The 20,925-nt window shown below is 37.7% G+C and carries 15 protein-coding genes; 8 read left to right on the top strand and 7 right to left on the bottom strand.

All coding sequences use genetic code 11. The features are described from left to right. Positions 1-166: 166 nt before the first annotated feature. Positions 167-1,318, bottom strand: a complete 1,152-nt coding sequence (locus NO346_RS05800; RefSeq protein WP_256414568.1) for a GGDEF domain-containing protein — start codon at positions 1,316-1,318, stop codon at positions 167-169. A gap of 256 nt (positions 1,319-1,574) precedes the next feature. Between NO346_RS05800 and uvrB the strand changes: the two genes are divergently transcribed. The 7 genes from uvrB to NO346_RS05765 all read left to right on the top strand — a co-directional run bounded on the left by uvrB (position 1,575) and on the right by NO346_RS05765 (position 14,145). Beyond that, positions 1,575-3,599, top strand: coding sequence for an excinuclease ABC subunit UvrB (uvrB, locus tag NO346_RS05795; RefSeq protein ID WP_249571376.1), 2,025 nt, complete (start codon positions 1,575-1,577; stop codon positions 3,597-3,599). A gap of 120 nt (positions 3,600-3,719) precedes the next feature. Beyond that, positions 3,720-4,304 carry a lipocalin family protein gene (locus NO346_RS05790; RefSeq protein WP_256414567.1) on the top strand — a complete coding sequence of 195 codons (585 nt, stop codon included), beginning with the start codon at positions 3,720-3,722 and terminating at the stop codon, positions 4,302-4,304. Between the two features lie 103 nt (positions 4,305-4,407). Continuing rightward, the gene (gene rarD, locus NO346_RS05785; protein WP_256414566.1) at positions 4,408-5,358 is read left to right on the top strand and encodes an EamA family transporter RarD; all 951 of its coding nucleotides are present in this window, start codon (positions 4,408-4,410) and stop codon (positions 5,356-5,358) included. A 672-nt stretch (positions 5,359-6,030) separates the two neighbouring features. After that, entirely contained in the window at positions 6,031-7,488 is a 1,458-nt protein-coding gene (locus tag NO346_RS05780) for a glyceraldehyde-3-phosphate dehydrogenase (RefSeq protein ID WP_256414565.1), read from the top strand. Positions 7,489-7,915: 427 nt separating this feature from the next. Continuing rightward, on the top strand, positions 7,916-9,136 hold the full coding sequence (gene cgtA, locus NO346_RS05775) for an Obg family GTPase CgtA (protein ID WP_087543882.1): 1,221 nt from the start codon (positions 7,916-7,918) through the stop codon (positions 9,134-9,136). Between the two features lie 15 nt (positions 9,137-9,151). Further along, a complete protein-coding gene (proB, locus tag NO346_RS05770) occupies positions 9,152-10,285 on the top strand; it encodes a glutamate 5-kinase (RefSeq protein WP_178882595.1) in 1,134 nt (377 codons plus the stop codon). 149 nt (positions 10,286-10,434) lie between these two features. Further along, complete coding sequence (locus NO346_RS05765; RefSeq protein WP_256414564.1) at positions 10,435-14,145, top strand: restriction endonuclease subunit S; 3,711 nt, start codon at positions 10,435-10,437, stop codon at positions 14,143-14,145. Positions 14,146-14,181: 36 nt separating this feature from the next. Here the strand turns inward: NO346_RS05765 and NO346_RS05760 are convergent, their stop codons facing one another. Next, positions 14,182-14,835 carry an HAD-IB family hydrolase gene (locus NO346_RS05760; RefSeq protein WP_256414563.1) on the bottom strand — a complete coding sequence of 218 codons (654 nt, stop codon included), beginning with the start codon at positions 14,833-14,835 and terminating at the stop codon, positions 14,182-14,184. Beyond that, positions 14,802-16,010, bottom strand: a complete 1,209-nt coding sequence (locus NO346_RS05755) for a DUF1615 domain-containing protein (protein WP_256414562.1) — start codon at positions 16,008-16,010, stop codon at positions 14,802-14,804. The genes NO346_RS05760 and NO346_RS05755 overlap by 34 nt, the downstream gene beginning before the upstream one ends. An 82-nt stretch (positions 16,011-16,092) precedes the next feature. Here NO346_RS05755 and dusB point away from each other — a divergent pair, with 82 nt between their 5' ends. Beyond that, positions 16,093-17,118 (top strand): tRNA dihydrouridine synthase DusB, encoded by a 1,026-nt coding sequence (gene dusB / locus NO346_RS05750; RefSeq protein ID WP_087537116.1) that lies wholly within the window; start codon positions 16,093-16,095, stop codon positions 17,116-17,118. 63 nt (positions 17,119-17,181) lie between these two features. Here dusB and oxyR read toward each other — a convergent pair whose 3' ends face one another. The 4 genes from oxyR to rubA all read right to left on the bottom strand — a co-directional run bounded on the left by oxyR (position 17,182) and on the right by rubA (position 20,549). Then, the gene (gene oxyR / locus NO346_RS05745; protein ID WP_005157596.1) at positions 17,182-18,087 is read right to left on the bottom strand and encodes a LysR family transcriptional regulator OxyR; all 906 of its coding nucleotides are present in this window, start codon (positions 18,085-18,087) and stop codon (positions 17,182-17,184) included. 6 nt (positions 18,088-18,093) lie between these two features. Next, positions 18,094-19,038 carry an esterase EstB gene (gene estB / locus NO346_RS05740; RefSeq protein WP_256414561.1) on the bottom strand — a complete coding sequence of 315 codons (945 nt, stop codon included), beginning with the start codon at positions 19,036-19,038 and terminating at the stop codon, positions 18,094-18,096. An 81-nt stretch (positions 19,039-19,119) separates the two neighbouring features. Continuing rightward, a complete protein-coding gene (gene rubB, locus NO346_RS05735) occupies positions 19,120-20,301 on the bottom strand; it encodes a rubredoxin reductase RubB (protein WP_256414560.1) in 1,182 nt (393 codons plus the stop codon). An 83-nt stretch (positions 20,302-20,384) separates the two neighbouring features. Beyond that, the gene (gene rubA / locus NO346_RS05730; protein WP_004663059.1) at positions 20,385-20,549 is read right to left on the bottom strand and encodes a rubredoxin RubA; all 165 of its coding nucleotides are present in this window, start codon (positions 20,547-20,549) and stop codon (positions 20,385-20,387) included. Positions 20,550-20,925: the final 376 nt, after the last annotated feature.

Here is a 20,925-nt window from a genome sequence, read left to right as displayed (position 1 = left end):
GAATAGTAAAATTGGGTTCGGCGATTTGATTTTACTACTTCGCTATTTTTTTAAGCTAAAAGTGTCAACACACCCTATTCTTCTTGATGGTGCAAGCGATTTTATTGCAGATGTAACTTAAAAGGATAGAGAACATTGAAACAAGTTTTAGCTATGAGTTTGTAAATTAGAGCATTAAATCAAAAGAGATCTGATTTCGACCATTGGTTTTTGCTTGATAGAGTAAATCATCTGCACGTTGTAATGCGTATTCAATATCATGCACATTATGAATATGGGTTAGACCATAACTTGCTGTCATTTTAATTTGATAATTGGTAAAAGTTGTCTGTTCTAGCAATGTCTTATAATGTTCGATTCGCATCAGGGCGGCAGCGGCGTCCTCTGCGATGAATAAACAAATAAACTCTTCACCACCAAAACGAGCGATAAGATCTTCGGCTTGTTTATCTTTCAGCATCATTTGGCTAACACCATATAAAATCTGGTCGCCAATATAATGTCCCCAAGTATCATTAATGCTTTTAAAATGATCCAGATCTAGACTCACGAGAAAGTATGATTGTGAGGTAAATGACAAGGATGCAGTTTTTTCAAAAAAACCACGACGATTGAGCAGATGGGTCAAAGGATCATGTAAGCGATCGTTATTGAGGTGATAAACGACATCTTTAATTGCACAGCCACTTAATACAATGGCAAATAGGATATTTAAAATAATATTGATAGACATCCCTAATAACCACCAATTAGATGAGGTTAATGAAATATGATTGTGATCAATATTATCTAAAAAAAAGAAATTTATTGTGGCTCTAACGAATGAGTAGAGAACGTTAATCAAATAGAAAATGAACACCCAGCGATCGAAAGAGCGGCTGTTAGAGAGTTGACGGAATAAATCAGGGAAAACCAATACGCCAATACTTCCTAAAGCAATATTGAGAATCACTAGGCGCAGCCATATTTGTGGCGCTATATAGGAATAATAGGTCAGTGCGAGCAGGGCAGACAAAAAAATTAAAAAAGCAATTCTATGCTGAAAAGAGCTGTTTAGTTTTAAACTAATTGCATAGGCGCCAATCCAACTGCCTAATAAATATAAAACGGATGTAAATGGTGCAGCTAAGGTAAGTTGAGGATTTGACATTAAACATTGAGCAAACAATGCAATAGAGGGAATGGTATATGCCAATCCAATCCATAATAGAAAAATATCAGCCTTAAAAAAAAGACGGCAGCAAGTAAATGCCAAACCAATAAAAAACAGGCAACTGGGGACAATTAATATAAAATATTGCACATTGAGTGAATTCACAGCAATTTTTCTAAATTCTTGATATTTTTGAAAGGTGTAGATTAATGTGCTTTTATATATGAATTCAACACACTTAATCGAAAATATCAAAATAATTGAGTAAAAACTCTAGCTTACTCATATTTTTTTATTCATTGGTAAATAATTTGTATGCATTTACGATTGGCATAATATTTTATAGTGAAATACTTAAAAGTGATTGTAAATTGAGTCAATTGCCTCCATCAATGAGGCATCGATTGAAAAGGGTATTCTTGTGAGCGAAAACCAACCTTTTGAGTTAGTCACCAATTATCAACCTGCAGGGGATCAACCACAAGCGATTGAGAAGTTAGTTAATGGCATTGAGCATGGTCTTCGTAATCAGTTACTACTTGGGGTGACGGGTTCTGGTAAAACCTATACGATGGCGAATGTGATTGCACAAACACAGCGTCCAACGATTGTCATGGCGCACAACAAAACGCTTGCTGCACAGCTTTATGGTGAGTTCAAAGCTTTTTTCCCGAATAATGCGGTTGAGTATTTCGTCAGTTATTACGATTACTATCAACCAGAAGCCTATGTGCCATCATCCGATACCTTTATCGAAAAAGACTCAGCAATCAACGACCACATTGACCAAATGCGTCTTTCTGCAACGCGTGCTTTATTAGAGCGTCGTGATGCGATTATTGTCGCTTCAGTTTCTGCGATTTATGGTTTAGGTGATCCGAATGCCTATATGCAAATGCTGTTGCATATTGTGCAAGGCGATCGCGTTAGTCGTGATGAGATCATTCGCCGTTTGGTGGAAATGCAATATACCCGTAATGAATTGGAGTTCTTGCGTGGTACTTATCGTATTCGTGGCGAAATCATTGATATTTTCCCTGCCGAGTCGGATAAAGATGCGATTCGAGTGGAGTTATTTGATGATGAGGTTGATTCGATTCGCTGGTTTGACCCATTGACAGGAAAATTGGTGCGTAAAGTGCCACGAGTGACGATTTATCCGAAAAGTCATTATGTTACGCCAAAAGATTATTTAACTCGTGCGATTGATACCATTAAAGATGAATTGAAGGATCAGCTTAAATTTTTCAAGGATCATGACAAATTACTGGAAGCGCAACGTATCGAACAGCGTACTCGCTATGATTTAGAGATGATGCAACAGTTGGGTTATACCAATGGGATTGAAAACTACTCTCGCCATCTTTCAGGCCGCACAGCAGGCGAAGCGCCGCCGACTTTATTTGATTATATCCCTGAAGATGCCTTGCTGATTATTGATGAATCGCATGTGACAGTTCCTCAAATTGGTGCGATGTATAAAGGTGACCGTTCACGTAAAGAAAACTTGGTGAATTATGGTTTCCGCTTACCCAGTGCTTTGGATAACCGTCCAATGAAATTTGAAGAGTGGGAGCGAATTGTTCCGACCACGGTTTTTGTGAGTGCAACGCCTGCACATTACGAATTAGAAAAGTCAGAGCAAATTGTTGAGCAGGTCGTTCGTCCAACAGGCTTGATTGATCCTGAAATTGAAGTACGTCCAGTATTAACTCAAGTCGATGATGTACTTTCTGAAATCAATATTCGTAAACAATTAAATGAACGTGTCCTTGTGACAACCTTGACTAAACGTATGGCGGAAGATTTAACCTCATACCTGAAAGAATATGGCGTTAAAGTCGCGTATCTGCACTCGGATATCGATACGGTTGAGCGCGTCAAAATTATTCACGAACTACGTACAGGTGTACATGATGTTCTGGTTGGGATTAACCTACTGCGGGAAGGTCTGGATATGCCAGAAGTATCTTTGGTTGCAATCTTAGATGCAGATAAAGAAGGTTTCTTACGTTCAGAACGTTCTTTGATTCAAACCATTGGTCGTGCAGCACGTAATGTGAAAGGTAAAGCGATTTTATATGCAGATCGTATTACTGACTCGATGCGTAAAGCGATGGATGAAACAGATCGTCGTCGTAACAAACAAATTGAATTTAATGAATTACATGGTATTACCCCACGTAGTGCGGTGCGCCAAGCAATTAAAGAAATAGATACGGGTGAAGTACTCAGTGATGATGAAATTGATGAAAAAGTGTTAGAGCAAGCGCAGAGTATCAGTGCCGACGAACAGCATCTTTTATCGGATCCAAAACTGTTTGCCAAGCATATTACCAAGCTTGAAAAAGAGATGTTAAAAGCTTCAAAAGAGCTTCAGTTTGAGCAAGCAGCTAGATTGCGAGATGAGATTGTTCGTCTCAAAGCCCATATGTTGCAATCATAATCTAGTAGAGAAATCCTCAAGAGGGATACATATCGCAACAATCTTTGTTTATAAAATAGGCTATGTTGAAAAGCTAAATATATGACTATTGATAACAAATTTCTGTTTTGAGGATTTCCCATGCCGCTGATTAAGAATTTCCCTAAAGCAAGTTGGCGTTTAACAAAAATTGCAATTGGTGGAGTGGTCTTAACTGGACTGGCTGTAGGAACGATTGCTTATGCACAATCAAAGTCTTTACCTACAGTTGATAAAGTAGAACTCGATAAGTATTTAGGTGTTTGGTATGAGGTTGCTCGTAAGCCAATGTTCTTTGAACGTAAATGCGCTTATAACGTGACAGCAACTTATACGTTAAACGAAAATGGCAATATTGTTGTTGATAACAAATGTTATGATAGTGAGGGTGCTTTACAACGCAGTTTAGGTGAGGCGTTTGTTGCGAATGCGCCTTTTAACACCAAATTAAGAGTGAGTTTTTTACCAGAAGGTGTGCGTTGGATTCCTGTTGCACGCGGAGATTACTGGGTTTTAAAGCTTGATGAAGATTATCAAACCGTGCTTGTGGGTGAACCACGCCGTAAATATCTATGGGTGTTGTCACGTACACCTCAGCCGAAAAAAGAAATTATTCATGAATATCTAAATTATGCCAAATCATTAGGCTATGATATCCGTGATGTGATTTACCCTGAACATCGTTAAATCGGTTATACTTAGTTAAAACCATGCTTGCATGGTTTTTTTATTTTTATATAGTGGATAATTCACGTTTTTAAGATACGTCCCAAATGCTTCTGAGGTCAAAATGTTAAAAGGCATCGCTTATTCAGTTTTGGCTTCTGTCACCTTTGGGGTTCTGTATTTTTACACTCAATTACTGGGTGCATTAGATAGTGAACAAACTTTTGGGTGGCGAATTATTGCCACAATTCCATTTTTGACTTTATTTATGTGGTTTAGTGGTGACTTGACGCATATCAAAACCATATTTAATCGAATCATAGCAAAGCCTAGTTTATTAGTGTTTCTAATGATCACTTCCATACTGACCTCGGCACAATTATGGTTGTTTTTATGGGGACCTATGCATGGTCGTGGGTTACAAGTTTCTTTGGGGTATTTCTTGTTGCCTTTGGTTCTTGTGCTTGCTGGAAGCTTTTTATATGGTGAGAAATTGTCTAAGTTACAGTATCTCGCAGTATTTTTGGCAGTATTTGGTGTTGGGCATGAGATTTGGCGCCTAGGTACAATAGCTTGGGAAACTGCTTTTGTTGCTTTAGGTTATGCAGCTTACTTTATTCTTCGTAAAAAAATTCAAACGGACAACTTAGGTGGTTTTTGGTGGGATTTATTCTTGATCCTGCCAATTGCGATTTTCTTTACTCAGACAGGTGAAACTCCATATTTAAAGTTTTTAGAGCATCCTAGTTTGGGAGTTGTCGTTCTAGGTTTGGGTTTGTTGAGTGCGATTGGCTTAGGAAGTTATATTTTAGCAAGTCGCTATTTGCCGCTGATTATTTTTGGTTTACTGGGCTATTTAGAACCTGTTTTATTGGCATTGGCATCGTTGGTGCTTGGTGAAAAAATTGGTCAAGGTGAATGGTTGACCTATATTCCTATTTGGTTGGCCGTATTGGTATTGGTAATTGAAGGGGCGTTACATCTTTATCAGCAAAGGCGTCGCAAGCAGCATTTGGAATTGAATTTAAAACAGTATTCGCAACTTTTAGGCGATGATGAAGAGATTGGGCGCTGAATAAACCAGTTAAACTGGTTTTCTTGCTTTAATTTTAAATATAAATAATAGCTTAGGTTTATGAGTCGAAAAATTAAGATACGAACATATTCTTTAGTTAGGCAACCGACTTCACCATTACAATTGAAAAATGGTTCTCCAAGCCAAGAAATAGGGAAATAGACGATATTTTTCAGAACTAATCCGATCATTCCAATAAAACCCATCGATACTTCACAAGCATGGGGAATGCCAATAAGTAATAGTCATAATTTAAAATTCATTTTAGTTGTTTATGTGCTGTAGATAATTAGAGATCATTTTAAATACTTTATTCTTTTTATTTCATGTTTTTACATTAGTTTATACGATTTTTCTCGTTAAATGATTTGTCATGTATCACTTCCGTTTTTGCTTATTTTTAGCATACTGTTTGAGTCAAACAACGATAGCGTTAAGTTATCAGTAAAACTGTTATTAAAGTTAGACAAACAGCATGTATTTAGATGATTGCAAAAGGGTTTCCCTAAAATCACAAAAATAATTATAGGTATTTTATGAATTTATAGTCAATTAGGACAAAATCTTAACTCAATTAACAGCTTTTGATTCAATCTTGATGATAATTCCATTACAATTATGGCGTTTTAAAAATTCACGCCCAGTATAGATATTAAATTTGAGGACGTAACTGTGAGCAAAGACACTATTGTTGCCCTACACGCAGAACATCAAGGTCGTTGGAAAAACCGTGAAGAAATCGCGGAACGCATGATTGCTTTGATTGGTCAATTATACCGTGAGAAAAATATTGTTGTTTCTGTTTACGGTCGTTCTTTAATAAACCGTTCAGTGATTCAAATTTTAAAATCACATCGCCGTACACGTATGCTTGATGTAGAACTTTCAGTTGTTCATACCTTCCCAATTTTGGAAGCGTTAATGAAAATTGAAAACATTGGTTCTGCTGAAGTAGACATCGGTAAACTTGCTGTTGAATATAAAAATCAAGGTGGCGATGTAGATGCATTTGTTGCAAATGCCGTTGCTTCGATTGAAGGTAAAGCAAAATCTGAACAACCTAAAGATGTCGTTCTTTACGGTTTCGGTCGTATTGGTCGTATCTTGGCTCGCTTAATCATTAGCCAATCTGGTTTAGGTCGTGGTTTAAGCCTTAAAGCGATTGTAGTTCGTAAATCATCTGACGGTGACTTGGCGAAACGTGCTTCATTATTACGTCGTGACTCTATTCACGGTACTTTTGACGGTACAATTTCTGTTGATGAAGAAAACGAAGCAATCATTGCAAACGGTCAATTCATTAAAGTGATCTATGCTTCAAGCCCAAGCGAAGTGGATTACACCGCTTATGGTATTGAAAATGCGCTTTTGATCGACAATACAGGTAAATGGCGTGATGCTGAAGGTCTAAGCCAACACTTGAAATGTGCAGGTATTGCACGTGTAGTCTTGACTGCACCAAGTAAAGGTGAGATGAAGAACGTTGTATACGGCGTAAACAATACAGATATTTTAGATGAAGACAAAATCATCTCTGCTGCAAGCTGTACTACGAACGCAATTACACCTGTATTAAAAGTTTTAGATGACAAATACAAAGTATTAAATGGTCATGTTGAAACAGTTCACTCATTCACAAACGATCAAAACTTAATTGATAACTACCACAAGGCTGACCGTCGTGGTCGTGCTGCGACATTAAACATGGTGATCACTGAAACAGGTGCTGCGAAAGCGGTTGCGAAAGCATTACCAGGTCTTAAAGGCAAGTTAACAGGTAACTCTGTACGTGTTCCTACACCAAACGTTTCACTTGCGATCTTGAACTTAAACTTAGAGAAAGAAGTTGATCGTGAAGAAGTGAACGAATACATTCGTCAAATCTCGATTAATTCTAGCCTACAAGGTCAAATTGGTTATACAAACTCGACTGAAGTTGTATCAAGTGACTTTATTGGTTCACGTACTGCAGGTGTGTTTGATGCGCAAGCAACAATCACTTCTGGTACACGTTTAACAGCGTATGTTTGGTACGATAACGAAGTGGGTTATAGCTGCCAAGTATTGCGTATCGCTGAACAAATGTGTGGCGTAAGCTATACAAAAATTCCAGCTGAAACAAATGCATAATTTGTGAAAGTTGAAAAAAAGGAGCTGATTTAAAGCTCCTTTTTTTATACTTAGGTATATCTAAAATATTGTATTTTAATTTACCGTATGTTTAATTATGCTTCTAATAAATAAAAGTGCTTCATAATGAAAAAATATATATTTACTATTTTAGTTGCAAGTATCAGTATGCATATGGTTGTGCGGTAGATTTTGTGTGTAGGCTTCTTCATTTGAAAATTATATCGATTAAAAAAACGTTACAGATAGGTTTGTGCAACAAAGCCGAAATTATGTGAAAAATAATTAAAAAGCAGATTTATTTGAGTTTTTTAAAGAAGTTGATTGATTGCTTAATAAAATTCATGCAGAGCTGAGTAAATCTATTCGAGAAATTTATTAAAATGTGGCAAAATAGTCCGCTTTTAAGAATTTAGAGGATTGGCACATGCGCTTTGTTGATGAAGCAGTCATAACCGTAGAGGCTGGCGACGGTGGCAATGGCGTAGCCAGTTTTCGCCGTGAAAAATTTATCCCTTTTGGTGGTCCAGATGGTGGAGACGGGGGACGTGGTGGAAGTGTTTATATCCAAGCCGATGATGACACAGGTACGCTCGTAGATTATCGTTATACGCGTCGATTCCGTGCTGAACGTGGTAAAAATGGTCGTGGTGCAAACTGTTCAGGTCGCGGTGGTGAAGATGTTGTTTTAAGAGTACCTGTAGGTACAACCATCGTTGATATTGAGTCTGGTGATATTATTGGTGATTTGGTTGCTGATGGTCAACGTGTCAAAGTAGCCAATGGTGGTGATGGTGGTTTAGGTAACACACACTTTAAGTCTTCAACGAATCGTTCTCCACGTAAATGCACTCATGGTATCAAAGGTGAATACCGCGAAGTACGTTTAGAGTTGAAAGTACTTGCAGATGTTGGCTTGTTGGGTATGCCAAATGCAGGTAAATCAACGTTTATTCGTGCAGTCAGTGCGGCAAAACCAAAAGTTGCGGATTATCCATTTACCACAATGATTCCTAATCTTGGGGTGGTTGATGCAGACCGTCATCGTTCATTCGTCATGGCCGATATTCCAGGTCTGATTGAAGGTGCAGCAGAAGGTGCGGGTCTTGGGATTCGTTTCCTTAAGCATTTGGCACGTACTCGTATCCTGTTGCATATTGTTGATGTTCAACCGATTGATGGTTCAGATCCAGCGCATAACGCCAAAGCAATTTTGGGTGAGTTAGTGAAATTCTCACCAACTTTGGCAAAGCTCCCTGTGGTTCTTGTCTTGAACAAACTTGACCAACTTCCCGAAGAATCAAGAGAAGAGTGGTGTCAGCATATTCTTGATGAATTGCAATGGAAAGGTCCTGTATTTAAAACTTCTGGTTTGATGTCGGAAGGGACGAAAGAAGTTGTTTATTACTTAATGGATCAGATCGAGCAACAGCGTGAGCGTGAAGTTGAAGATCCTGAGTATGCAGCAGAAATGAAAGCATTCCGTGAGCAGCTTGAGGCTGAGACACGTGAACAAACCATCGCAGCAAAAGAAGCTTATCGTGCTATGCGTAAGGCTCAGCGTGAAGCTGGCTTAGAATACGATGAAGATGATTTTGATGATGATGAGGATGAAGGCGGCGTAGAAAGCATTTACGTTCGTGATTAGTGAACCGAGGAAAAAATGATAGAAGTGGTCGATGGGCAACGTCAGCTCAATGCGTGTAAACGAATCGTTGTTAAAATCGGATCATCTTTACTCACTGCAAATGGGCAAGGTCTAGATTTAAATGCGATTTCGCATTGGGCGAAACAAATTGCGGATCTACACAATGCTGGGCACGAAATTATTTTAGTGTCTTCAGGTGCGGTTGCGGAAGGGATGGTACGCATGAAACTTGCGAGTCGACCCACTGATTTACCCAGTTTGCAAGCTTGTGCTGCTATTGGCCAAATGGGTTTAATCCATACGTGGTCAAGCGTATTGGATCAACATGGGATTCAAACAGCACAAGTCTTACTCACGCATGATGATCTCGCTGATCGTCGTCGTTACCTTAACTCTTGTGATGCTTTGCAAAACTTGATCGATTGGCGTGTGATTCCTGTCATTAATGAAAATGATACCGTATCTACCGATGAGATTCGTTTTGGTGATAACGATACTTTAGCCGCAATGGTGGCGGGGCAGGTTCAGGCTGAGCTGTTGATTATTTTGACAGATCAGCAAGGCATGTTCGATTCTGATCCGCGTAATAATCCAAATGCCAAGTTATTTTCTTCGGTTCGTGCATTAGACGATACTTTATTTGAAATGGCGGGTGGTGGTGGTGTGCTTGGTCGTGGCGGTATGGTGACTAAAGTTCGTGCAGCACGTCTTGCAGCGAAGTCTGGTTGTCCTACTTTAATTGCTAGTGGTGAAAGTGACCATGTATTGGCTCGTTTAATGGCGGGTGAGATGCTTGGAACATTATTTACAACTGATAATGACCGTGTGACCGCTCATCAACAATGGCTTGCAGCTCATTTGCAAACCGCAGGTCGTTTAGTGATTGATGATGGCGCGGTTGAAGCGATCAAACTTAAGCATCGTAGTTTATTGCCTGTTGGTGTGAAAGCGATTGAAGGTCATTTTGATCGCGGTGATGTGGTTGAATGTGTTGATAAGAATGGTGCTCGTATTGCTGTTGGTCGTGTGAATTTTAGTTCTCGTTCAGCAGAAATGGTGAAGGGTTTACCTTCTGAGAAAGTCTACCAAGTTTTAGGTGAGGCTCGTTCTTTAGAAATGATTCATCGAGACCACATGGCAATTTACTAATTATTTATTTTAAACAATTTATGATTTATCTAACTATTTGTAAAAGCCTGCTTTTAATGTAGGCTTTTACTATTTTTATTTTTCAAGTAATCATGATTACTATGTGAATAGATCATGACTTGTTATTTATATTGACTTAGTGGTGTGTTATGAACTTGGACAACCTAAAAGATTTATTATATTTTTTAAATTTCACACAACAAAATGAAGTCTTCACTAAAAAATTTATATCAGGCGATTATACTCTTGTAATTGATTTTGAAAATAAGCAGATACAGTATCCAGAAAGTTTTGGTTTAATTATCAATGAACGTCAAACTTGTAATTTTTCCAGTAATGAAAATTTTGTTGTTTTTGAATGTGTACATCGTTTATTAGAAAAAGGTTATAAACCTGAACATATTGAGCTGGAACCAAAATGGAAGCTTGGACACGGCGCAAGTGGTGGTCGGGCAGATATTTTAGTGAAAAACTATCAGAATGAACCCTTTTTAATTATTGAATGTAAAACATTTGATAAAGAATTTAATAAGGCTTGGAAAGACACGCTTGAAGATGGTGGTCAACTTTTTAGTTATGTAGAACAAGAAAAATCAGTTGAATTTGTGTGTTTATATGCCTCGCAATGGAGTGAAAAAGAGAAAAAAATTGATGACCAGCAACGAATTATTTCTGTTAAAGACAACCCAATTATTTTAAAAGATTTACCTGATGCACTCCATTATAGCAATGCCAAGAACGTTAGAGAACGTTTTAAGGTATGGAAAGAGACTTACCAGTTAGAAGCCACAGAAAAAGGTATTTTTGAAGATAATATTCTGGCCTATCAAATTGGTAAAGACAAATACACTCTAGCGATTGATACTCAACCGATTAATAGTATGAATATTAAGGGTAAGTATCACGAGTTCCGCACTATTTTGCGTAAACATAATGTATCACGCCGTGAAAATGCCTTTGAGGTTTTAGTAAATTTATTTTTATGCAAAATTGTTGATGAAACACAAAACCCAGAAGATTTGCATTTCTATTGGAAAGGCATGGCATATGATAGTTATTTCGACTTAGTCGATCGTCTGCAAAAGTTGTATAAAATTGGTATGGATCAGTTTTTACAGCAAGATATTGTTTATGTAAGCCAAGATGATATTGATAAAGCATTTTGGGTAATCAAACAAAAGCCTAATGCAACTGAGCAACGGATTAAAGAATTATTTAAACAACTTAAATTTTATAAAGGTTTAGATTTTGAGTTTATTAAAGTATCGAATAAAGAAAAGTTCGAAAAAAATGCCAAAATTTTGATTGAAATCATTCAAATGTGGCAAGGCTTACGCCTCACATCGACCGAAGAAAACCAATTCTTGGGTGATATGTTTGAATATTTCTTGGATAATGGGATTAAGCAAAGTGAAGGGCAATTTTTTACTCCAATTCCAATTTGTAAATTTATTGTGTCGGCATTGCCATTAGAAATGATGTTGCAAAAACATTCTGAGCCGTTAAAAGTGATTGATTATGCGTGTGGTTCGGGACATTTCCTTAATGAGTATGGTTCTCAAGTCAGTAAATTACTCAAACCAATTAAAGATATTGATGAACCGAATAGTTACTATGCCCAAACCTATGGCATTGAAAAAGAAGATCGTTTAGCCAAAGTCTCAAAAGTCGCGTCTTTCATGTATGGACGTAATGAAGTCAATATTTTTGATGCGGATGCTTTAGTTTCGCATGAAGATATTAAGCCTGAAAGTTTTGATATATTGGTTGCTAATCCTCCATTTGCAGTAGAGGATTTTTTACAAACCATTGGTGAAGTCGAACGAGAAAAATTTAAATTATTTAATTTGGTCAATAATCCAAGCAATAATAATATTCAGTGTTTCTTTTTAGAGCGTGCTCAACAACTACTTGCTCCTGACAGTGTGATGGGGGTGATTGTACCAAGTTCAATTTTAAGCAATGGTGATAGCATTCACATTGCTACGCGAGAGATTTTACTACAATACTTTGATTTTTTAAGTATTGTGGAGTTAGGTAGTCAGACTTTTGGTAAGACGGGTACGAATACCGTTATTCTTTTCTTACGCCGTAAAGCCGAACGTCCTGAACAGGCGGTTCAGTTTAAAAATCGGGTAGGAAATTTCTTTGCTGATTGGGAAACTGAAAAAGCCAGTGCAGGTGGTGCATATTTAGATATTAAAGTGGTTGAAAAATACTGTCAGCATATAGATGTAAATTATGATGTTTATCAGAGCCTTTTAATGGGTAACTTAATTGATGATTTGTTAGAAATTGAGATTTTTAAAGATTATCAAGCTGATTTTTATAAACAAACTGAAATCGTGAATTTGCAAAAACAAAAACAATTTAAAGCGAAAAGTAAAGAACAACAACAAGCAGAACTTGATAGGCGTTTGTTGAGCTATTTAATTACGATTGAAAAGGACAAGCTTTATTACTTTATGCTGACACAATACAATGCTTTGGTTGAAAATAAAGCTCGTCCATTATTGGTGGTCAAAAGCCCAAGTGATAACAAAGAACAGAAGAAGTTTTTAGGTTATGAATGGAGCAGTGCTAAAGGTAATGAGGGTTTAAGTTATTTGGGTGGTGCAGCCGTGTTTGATATTCAAACGCCATTATTTGACCCGAAAAACCGTGATAACAGCGAAAAAATTAGTTATGTGATTCGTCAGAATTTTAATGGTGAGCAGGTGGCGATTCCTGAGCATTTAACACCGTTTGTTTCACAAGTGTATTTGCATGATGTGCTTGATTTTAGTCGTAAAGAGTTTAATAAAGTCTTTAATTTATCAGCTCAAAGTAAAGTTGAAATTGAAACCAAATGGAAGTTGGTGAAGTTAGATGAAATTGCAGTTGTAAAAAAAGGGCAGTCAATTACTCAAAAAGATACCAAAGATGGAATGATTAAAGTTGTTGCTGGTGGTATTGATTACGCGTATCTACATAATGAGTCAAATCGTGATGAGAATGTGATAACGATCAGCGCATCTGGTGCAAATGCTGGGTATGTAAATTTTTGGAAAGAAAAAATTTTCGCATCAGACTGTACAACAGTACAAGCCGAAACAAAAGATAAGACACTTTATATTTTCTGTGTTTTAAAAGTATTTGAATCATATATTTATAATATGGCAAGGGGTTCAGCACAACCACATGTCTATCCAAAGGATATTGCTAACTTTAAAATCCCACTTCCACCTTTAGATATTCAACAGAAAATTGTTGAAGAATGTGAGATGGTGGATTTACTTGCTGAAGATAGTGCGAATAATATTCAATCTTATAAATCACAGTTAGAATTATTATTTAGTCAATCTGATCGCAATGTGCAGAAAATTAAATTAAAAGAAGCACTATCATTAAAAGCAGGGAAATTTATTAAAGCTTCTGAAATTCAAGATCAGTTTGAAGAACATCTATATCCATGTTATGGCGGAAATAATTTAAGAGGATATGTAGAAAATTATAATCAAGAGGGAGATTACTGTTTGGTGGGTCGTCAGGGGGCATTATGTGGAAATGTGACATTTGCTCAAGGTAAATTTTATGCAACAGAACATGCTTTAGTGGTCACGCCCCTTATTCCAATACATCCAAAATGGTTGTTTTACTACTTGGTAGAATTGAATCTAAATCAATATGCAACTGGAGTTGCTCAACCTGGTTTATCGGTTGGTAATTTAGACAGTATTCTACTGAATATTCCATCTTTGGAAGAACAAGAAAAAATCGTTCAACAGATCGAGATATTAGAAACACAAATTGCGCAGGCGCAAAAAATCATTGATGATGCACCACAGCAAAAACAAGCGATTTTGCAAAAGTATTTGTAAATCTACACGGTAAAATCACATTAAGAAAAAACTCGTTTAGGCGAGTTTTTTTATTTTTGAAATTTGAGGCAAAGGCTTATTTTCTCCCATCATGTACGGGTGGTCAGCCAATGACAACATATCTAGATCTTCTTCACTATTTCCATAAGCATAGATATATTGATAGTCCTCTAAATTGTATTGTTGCAAAATCCGTAATTTTTTCTGTTCACGGCTACAATCTTGAGAGCGATAACGACCTGTTAAAGTACCATTCTTAATTTCTGTTTGAGTACAAATCAACTCAATATTAAGCAATTCACAGATTGGTGCTAAATATAAATCGACTGACGCAGAAACAAGAACAATATGATCACCACGCTGTTGATGGAGATAAAGCTGCTTTAGTAAAGCTGGATCTAATTGTTTTAATAATTTTTGCGCATACTCATCAACCAAATTTTCTACAAATGTGGCGGAGATACCTTCAAACATCGTTTGAAATAGTCGAGGTCTCATCGCATGTGCAGGATATAAGCGTAAATAATAGGCTTGAATCCAAGGGAGTATGGTTAAGCCTTTTTTTACAATGTGACGCTTTGATAGGGTAAAGAAAATAAACCCCGTAAAACTATCTTTAGGATAGAGCGTGCCATCAAAGTCAAATAAAGCAAGATTTATAGTTTTATGCGTTTGGCTCTTTGCATGCATGTCTCATATCGTCCATTTACACGGCTTGCAAACCAGTTTGTATTGTAATCACGACTCAGTTTTGGTCCTGAAATAACGACTTGTGGCATGGTTGCATAAATTGGTTCTTTTTTGGTTTTATTTTGATATAGCTTTTGTACAGCTAAATAAGTTTGAGTATCTTCAAATTTTTTCTCTTTCTCTTTTTTCAAATCATTACGAATTTGGCGTGGTGTCACTAAAATATTATTTTGAGCAAAAACAGCGATGAGCTCTTTTTCACTTTGGCTTTGGTTTGATTTCACATCGCCATCTTTATTGTAAAGTAATAGATCACCATCGAGACTGATTTCAGTCTTGGTGAGTGCATTTAACATACTTTGAAACGCTGCATTTCGACTTGAGTAAACACCAGAATTGTAGTCTGCAAAGCGATAGATTGCTTTGTCATAATCAGCAGGATATTCCATTAATCGATGAATACCATAGTATAAACCGCCATATTGGGTATATAGATCATTACGCAATTCGGCAATACTACCACTTTGGCGTTTATGTTCTTTGGCGTAATTAATATGAACCTGCATTGAACCCAATGTCGTGATCGGATTCATTTTTTCCCCGATATCTTGTCCAACGAGTTTCGCTGCACCCGTTAATGCACTGACATGATAATGTTTTGACATGTAGTCGAAAATCTCACGGTAGAGCAAATCAAGCTCGCGCTCCGTTTTAACTTTACGCATTTGACTCATGTAATTATTTTCTGGAGAAGGTTGATTTTTGAGTACGTCCTCAAAATAGCCTGCGACTGTTCCACCTATGGTTTCACCCAACTTTGCTTCAAATTTTTCTTTGAGTCGAGTATTAATTTCTTGTACTGCTTTTTCTCCAAGTCCTGAGACGGCTGGATCAGCAACAAAGTTGGATTCCTGATCTACCACAGCAACCACACTACATACGTTCTGCTTGGTTTTTGGAATGCTGAGTTCCTGCATAATGTCAAAAATATCCTGTGCCCAGGACTGTCGGTCATTCACACGCGCTGGAATGACTTTCTTAATTTGTTCTGCTTCCATTTCTGGTTCTTTGCCATTAGACCACCATGCTTTATCTCCACAAGCTGTTAAGCTGAGACATGCAGTGAGGATGCCCATAATTTTTAATAAAGGACGAGTAGGGAATGATTTATTCATAATCAGAACAACACCACATAAAAAGATGAGTCAAATGGGCGAATGAAGTATACTATGTTGCTCAGAATTTGTAAGAATATATATGTATATCGGTTCATATCAACTGTCAAATAATTTGATTGTTGCACCTATGGCAGGCGTAACAGATAGACCCTTTCGGACACTATGTAAATATTTTGGTGCAGGTCATGCCGTAAGTGAAATGATGACGGCTGATAAAACCTTACGTATGAGTAAGAAAAGTTTATATCGGGCAAATTTTGATGGCGAACTTGCGCCAATTTCAGCACAAATTGCGGGTTCTGACCCAGAGCAACTTGCGGAAGCTGCTCGTTACCAAGTCGCTAACGGTGCACAAATCGTTGATATCAATATGGGTTGTCCAGCCAAAAAGGTTTGTAACAAGTTGGCAGGTTCAGCATTATTACAAGATGAAGATTTAGTAGCCCGAATTCTAGATGCGGTGGTTGCGGCCGTGGATGTGCCAGTGACTTTAAAAACCCGACTGGGATTTTTAAATGGTCATGAAAATATTTTGCGTGTGGCAAAACGTGCTGAAGAATCAGGAATTTCAGCTTTAGCCTTACATGGTCGTACGCGTGAAGATATGTATTTGAACACAGCCCGTTATGAGCTGATTAAGCAGGTAAAAGAACTGATTGATATTCCATTGATTGCCAATGGTGATATTGATAGTCCTGAGAAAGCTAAATATGTCCTAGACTATACTGGCGCAGACGCGATTATGATTGGACGTGCTGCACAAGGTCGACCATGGATATTTCGGGAAATAGCACATTACTTAAAAACAGGTAAACACTTGGCAGCGCCTGATATTGCTGAAGTCAAAGCTGTGCTATTAGGGCATTTATCAGAATTATATCAATTCTATGGCGAATATTCTGGTTGTCGTATTGCGCGCAAGCATATTGCTTGGTACACCAAAGGCTTGCGTTCGAGTAATGAATTTCGCCAAAGTATGTATAAAGTAGAGAGTACTGCTGATCAGGCCAAGGTTGTAGAAGCATATTTTGATCAATTGCTTGATCTAGGGCAGCGTATGAGTGATGTGGAAGTTGAACAGGTCAATTTACTAGACATTAAATAGTGATGCTATTTTTATTTGTTTAAAAGCCTGTAATGATGGATGAGTTTCATTACAGGCTTCCGATTACTCTAAATGTGCAGTGATTTTTTGCAGAATTTGAAAGATCACATCAAATTCACTTTGCAATGGTGTGCTTTTTCGTGTCACCAATGCCAATGTGCGGTTCGGGGCATCTTCAATTGATTTTACTGCAATTTCTTCATTGAAATGAATCATGCTGTTTTTCAGGGCAATTTCGGGTAGCAGTGTAAAGCCAAGATTTGACGAAACCATTTCCACTAAAGTTGGAAGAGAGCTTGCCTTTAAGCGATGATCATTTTTGCGCTCACCCACAGGGCAGGCACTTAAGGTGTGATCTCGTAAACAATGACCTTCTTCGAGTAGCATCAGACGCGATAAGTCCAAATCATCTAGTGAGTTTGCATTCTCAGCATTCTTGTCATTTTTATTGTAGACAACAAATAAATTTTCTTTCGCAATTTCTGCAACCTTTAATCCACGAGTGTCAAAAGGCAGCGCCAGAACAATCATATCTAAATTGCCGTGTTCTAGCTTTTCTACGATTTTCTCACTTTGAGCTTCGTGTAAATGAAGCTGAATCTTCGGCAGTTGTCGATGCACTTCATCAAGTAGTTGAGTCAAAATAAATGGTGCAATCGTAGGAATAATACCGAGATGTAGATCACCTGTTAATGGTTCACTCATTTCTCTACTTAGGCGCATTAAATCTTGTGCATCGGCAAGTAATACTCGTGCACGTGCAACGACTTGTTCGCCTAATGGGGTTAAACGAACGTTTTGACGATCACGCTCAACTAGGACGCCACCTAAGAGGCGCTCTAGTTCCATGATACCACCCGACAAAGTAGATTGAGTGACAAATGAACGGCGCGCAGCTTCAGTAAAATGTAAAGTTTCTGACAACGTAACTAAATACGATAGCTGTCTTAATGAGGGTAATGCAGCCATAAAGTCCTAGTGTGATGATCTAAAGTGATGAGCAAACAAACCGCTAAGTTGTGGAATGAAGTGAGCAGGAATATCATGCCCCATTCCTTGAATTAATTCAAATTTAGCACCAGAAATCGCCTTTGCAACAGCTTTCCCGTGACTTGGTGGTAATAAACGATCTTTTGAACCATGTACAACCAAAGTCGGTTGAGTAATATTTTTGTTCAATGCTAACAAAGAACCTGTACATAATATTGCTAAAAACTGTTGAAGTACACCCGCTGGGTAAAAACTACGGCGATATAGTTTACGAATGGTTTGAATTGCTTCAACTTGATTCACATAACCTGGTGATCCAATAATATGAAATACTTTCAAACTATGATTCACAATCGCATCTTCGTCATGTGCTTCAGGTTTGCCTAATAAACTGAAAAGTTGTTTTGGAAACGGCGGTGGCAGGAAGGGTTGATTATTACTGGTAAATAATAATCCGACTTTCTCAACTTTTTCTGGATATTTCGCTGCTACGATTTGAGAGATCATGCCACCCATTGAAGCGCCTATGAGATATGTTTTTTCAAGCCCCAATTGGTCGATTAACATCGAAACATCATCAGCCATATCATATAAAGTGTAAGGTGCACCTTCGTTACCAAGCCCAATGATGAAGCGACTCATGAGTTTCATCGTATTGAGGCGTTTTCTTTTTTCACGAATTTTTGAAGATAAACCAATATCACGATTATCGAAACGGATAACGCGAAAGCCTTGATCAATCAATGATTTACAAAAGAAGTCAGGCCAAAACAGCATTTGAGCACCTAAACCCATAATCAATAGAATTGTTGGGTGTGCTGGATTGCCGCCCATTTCAACATGCAGTTCAATACCATTACCTAAAGTGACTTTGGTTTCTTGCATAAATGGAGCATAAGGTGACACATTAAATTGTAAAGCACTGTTCATGGCATTCATTCCGAATTGAATTCTTTTTATAGAATTAGAGTCTGCTAGAAATTTCTTTCTTAACAGACTCTAATTTAAACCTTAAACTTGTGCTGGAATCAAGTCTGGAACAAGTTTGGTTAAAGTTAAACGTTGTTTGCTTGCAGTCGCACCTAAAAGCACAAAACCTCTCAATGTACCTTCATCATCTGCTGCTCTAGCAAGCATACCATCTTCAAACTCTTCAGTTTCCCAATTCACGTCCACACCAATTGGTGCAGGTAATACAGTCAATGGTGCAGCAGGTGTTTTTACCGCAACAGGCATTGCAGGGTAGTGTACAGCAGTACTTTGCCCGCTCAGTGTTTTTGCTAATGCACGTGCTTGTTGCATGATTGGCATGACATATGGCAGTAATGTTCCATTCACTTCTGCACAGTCACCCACCGCATAGATGTCAGGCTGGTTGGTTTCCAATAGGGTATTGGTAATGATGCCACGACTTGTTTGAATATCTGCAGCTTTTGCTAAAGATATATTTGGCTGTAAACCAATCGCTGAAAGAACGATATCTGCAATTAAAGTCTGACCTGTTGCCAAAGTCACTTCGTAATCTTCACCATCATTGATTTTGGTTACTTTTTCAACAGTGGTCGACAATGCGAATTTAATACCCGCTTGCTCTAAGTTTGTTTTAAATGCTTCAGCAACGTGATTTGGTAGCAAGCGACCAAGTGGTTGTGGTGCAAGATCAATTACTGTGACATCGTAGTTGCTATGTAATAAATCATTGGCAAATTCACAGCCAATTAACCCAGCGCCTAGAATCAAAACGCGTTTATCTTTACGCTTTGCTAAATTTTCACGGAACGTACGGTAGTCGATCAAGGAATTCACGACATGAATATCATCACTACCATCACCAGCAATTGCTAAACGAATTGGGTTTGCACCTACTGCAAGGACCAGTTTTGAATAAGGTTGAGTGAAAATTTCACCATTTTTTTCTAAAGTGATTTCATGTTGTTCAGCATTAATTTCTTTCACCAAGGTTTCAGCTTCAATGCGCATATTCAGTTGCGTTGCCATTTTAGCTGCATCACCTAGGGCAATTTGTTCAGGTGCTTTATTCCCTGCAAAGGCATTAGATAATGTTGGTTTTGCATAATTTACCGCATCATCTGCGCAGATCATAACGAGTTCTTGTTCTGGGCTAAGTTTGCGAAACTCACGTGCAACAGTATAGCCTGCCATGCCCGATCCGATGATGACGATAGGATGCATTATATTCTCCAGTATTTCTTTCAATAAAAACAAACGATAGGAAAAAAAAGACCATGATCATGATCACGGTCTTTTAGATCTATTTAGATTTCAATCATTTCAAAATCAGCTTTTGAAACGCCGCAATCTGGGCAAGTCCAATCATCAGGGATATCTTCCCATTTGGTACCTGCTGCAATGCCGTCTTGTGGCCAACCATCTGCTTCGTCGTAAATCCACCCACAAACGATACATTGATATTTTTTCATGTGACTCTCCAAACTGATAGGTATGCTCAAATTGCCTTTCAGTAAAACTATTCCATAATGTCGCTACGATCGCTGTAATACAACAAACTTGTGTTAATCAGGAGTTAGATTTTTACGCAGAACGCCATTTAAGTAAAGCAAATGTAAGAGTTTAATCATTTATGTAGAAAGTGGAATGGCAATTTGTTCTGAAAGTCTTGTTATTTGAGCAATTACTCTAATTTTTTATGGATCTGTATATCTCTATCGCATTTTAAAAACAGTAAAAGTATAAATATAAGGTGGTTGAAAAGTAACCAGGCAGAGTAAAACTTGAAGTGCGACATAAACCACCTAATTAATTTAAAGGGTTTATGGAGTATATAAAATTGTCATA

It is taken from the genome of Acinetobacter sp. 5862, assembly GCF_024494585.1.
GTDB lineage: Bacteria > Pseudomonadota > Gammaproteobacteria > Pseudomonadales > Moraxellaceae > Acinetobacter.
Note: the sequence above shows the minus strand (reverse complement) of the source record. Positions and strands in the feature narration are given on the sequence as shown.

Coding starts and splice junctions, on each gene's coding strand:
- NO346_RS05790 (WP_256414567.1), top strand. CDS start 3,720: ATGCCGCTGATTAAGAATTTCCCTAAAGCAAGTTGGCGTTTAACAAAA.
- rarD (WP_256414566.1), top strand. CDS start 4,408: ATGTTAAAAGGCATCGCTTATTCAGTTTTGGCTTCTGTCACCTTTGGG.
- cgtA (WP_087543882.1), top strand. CDS start 7,916: ATGCGCTTTGTTGATGAAGCAGTCATAACCGTAGAGGCTGGCGACGGT.
- proB (WP_178882595.1), top strand. CDS start 9,152: ATGATAGAAGTGGTCGATGGGCAACGTCAGCTCAATGCGTGTAAACGA.
- NO346_RS05765 (WP_256414564.1), top strand. CDS start 10,435: ATGAACTTGGACAACCTAAAAGATTTATTATATTTTTTAAATTTCACA.
- NO346_RS05760 (WP_256414563.1), bottom strand. CDS start 14,835: ATGCATGCAAAGAGCCAAACGCATAAAACTATAAATCTTGCTTTATTT.
- NO346_RS05755 (WP_256414562.1), bottom strand. CDS start 16,010: ATGAATAAATCATTCCCTACTCGTCCTTTATTAAAAATTATGGGCATC.
- dusB (WP_087537116.1), top strand. CDS start 16,093: ATGTATATCGGTTCATATCAACTGTCAAATAATTTGATTGTTGCACCT.
- oxyR (WP_005157596.1), bottom strand. CDS start 18,087: ATGGCTGCATTACCCTCATTAAGACAGCTATCGTATTTAGTTACGTTG.
- estB (WP_256414561.1), bottom strand. CDS start 19,038: ATGAACAGTGCTTTACAATTTAATGTGTCACCTTATGCTCCATTTATG.
- rubB (WP_256414560.1), bottom strand. CDS start 20,301: ATGCATCCTATCGTCATCATCGGATCGGGCATGGCAGGCTATACTGTT.
- rubA (WP_004663059.1), bottom strand. CDS start 20,549: ATGAAAAAATATCAATGTATCGTTTGTGGGTGGATTTACGACGAAGCA.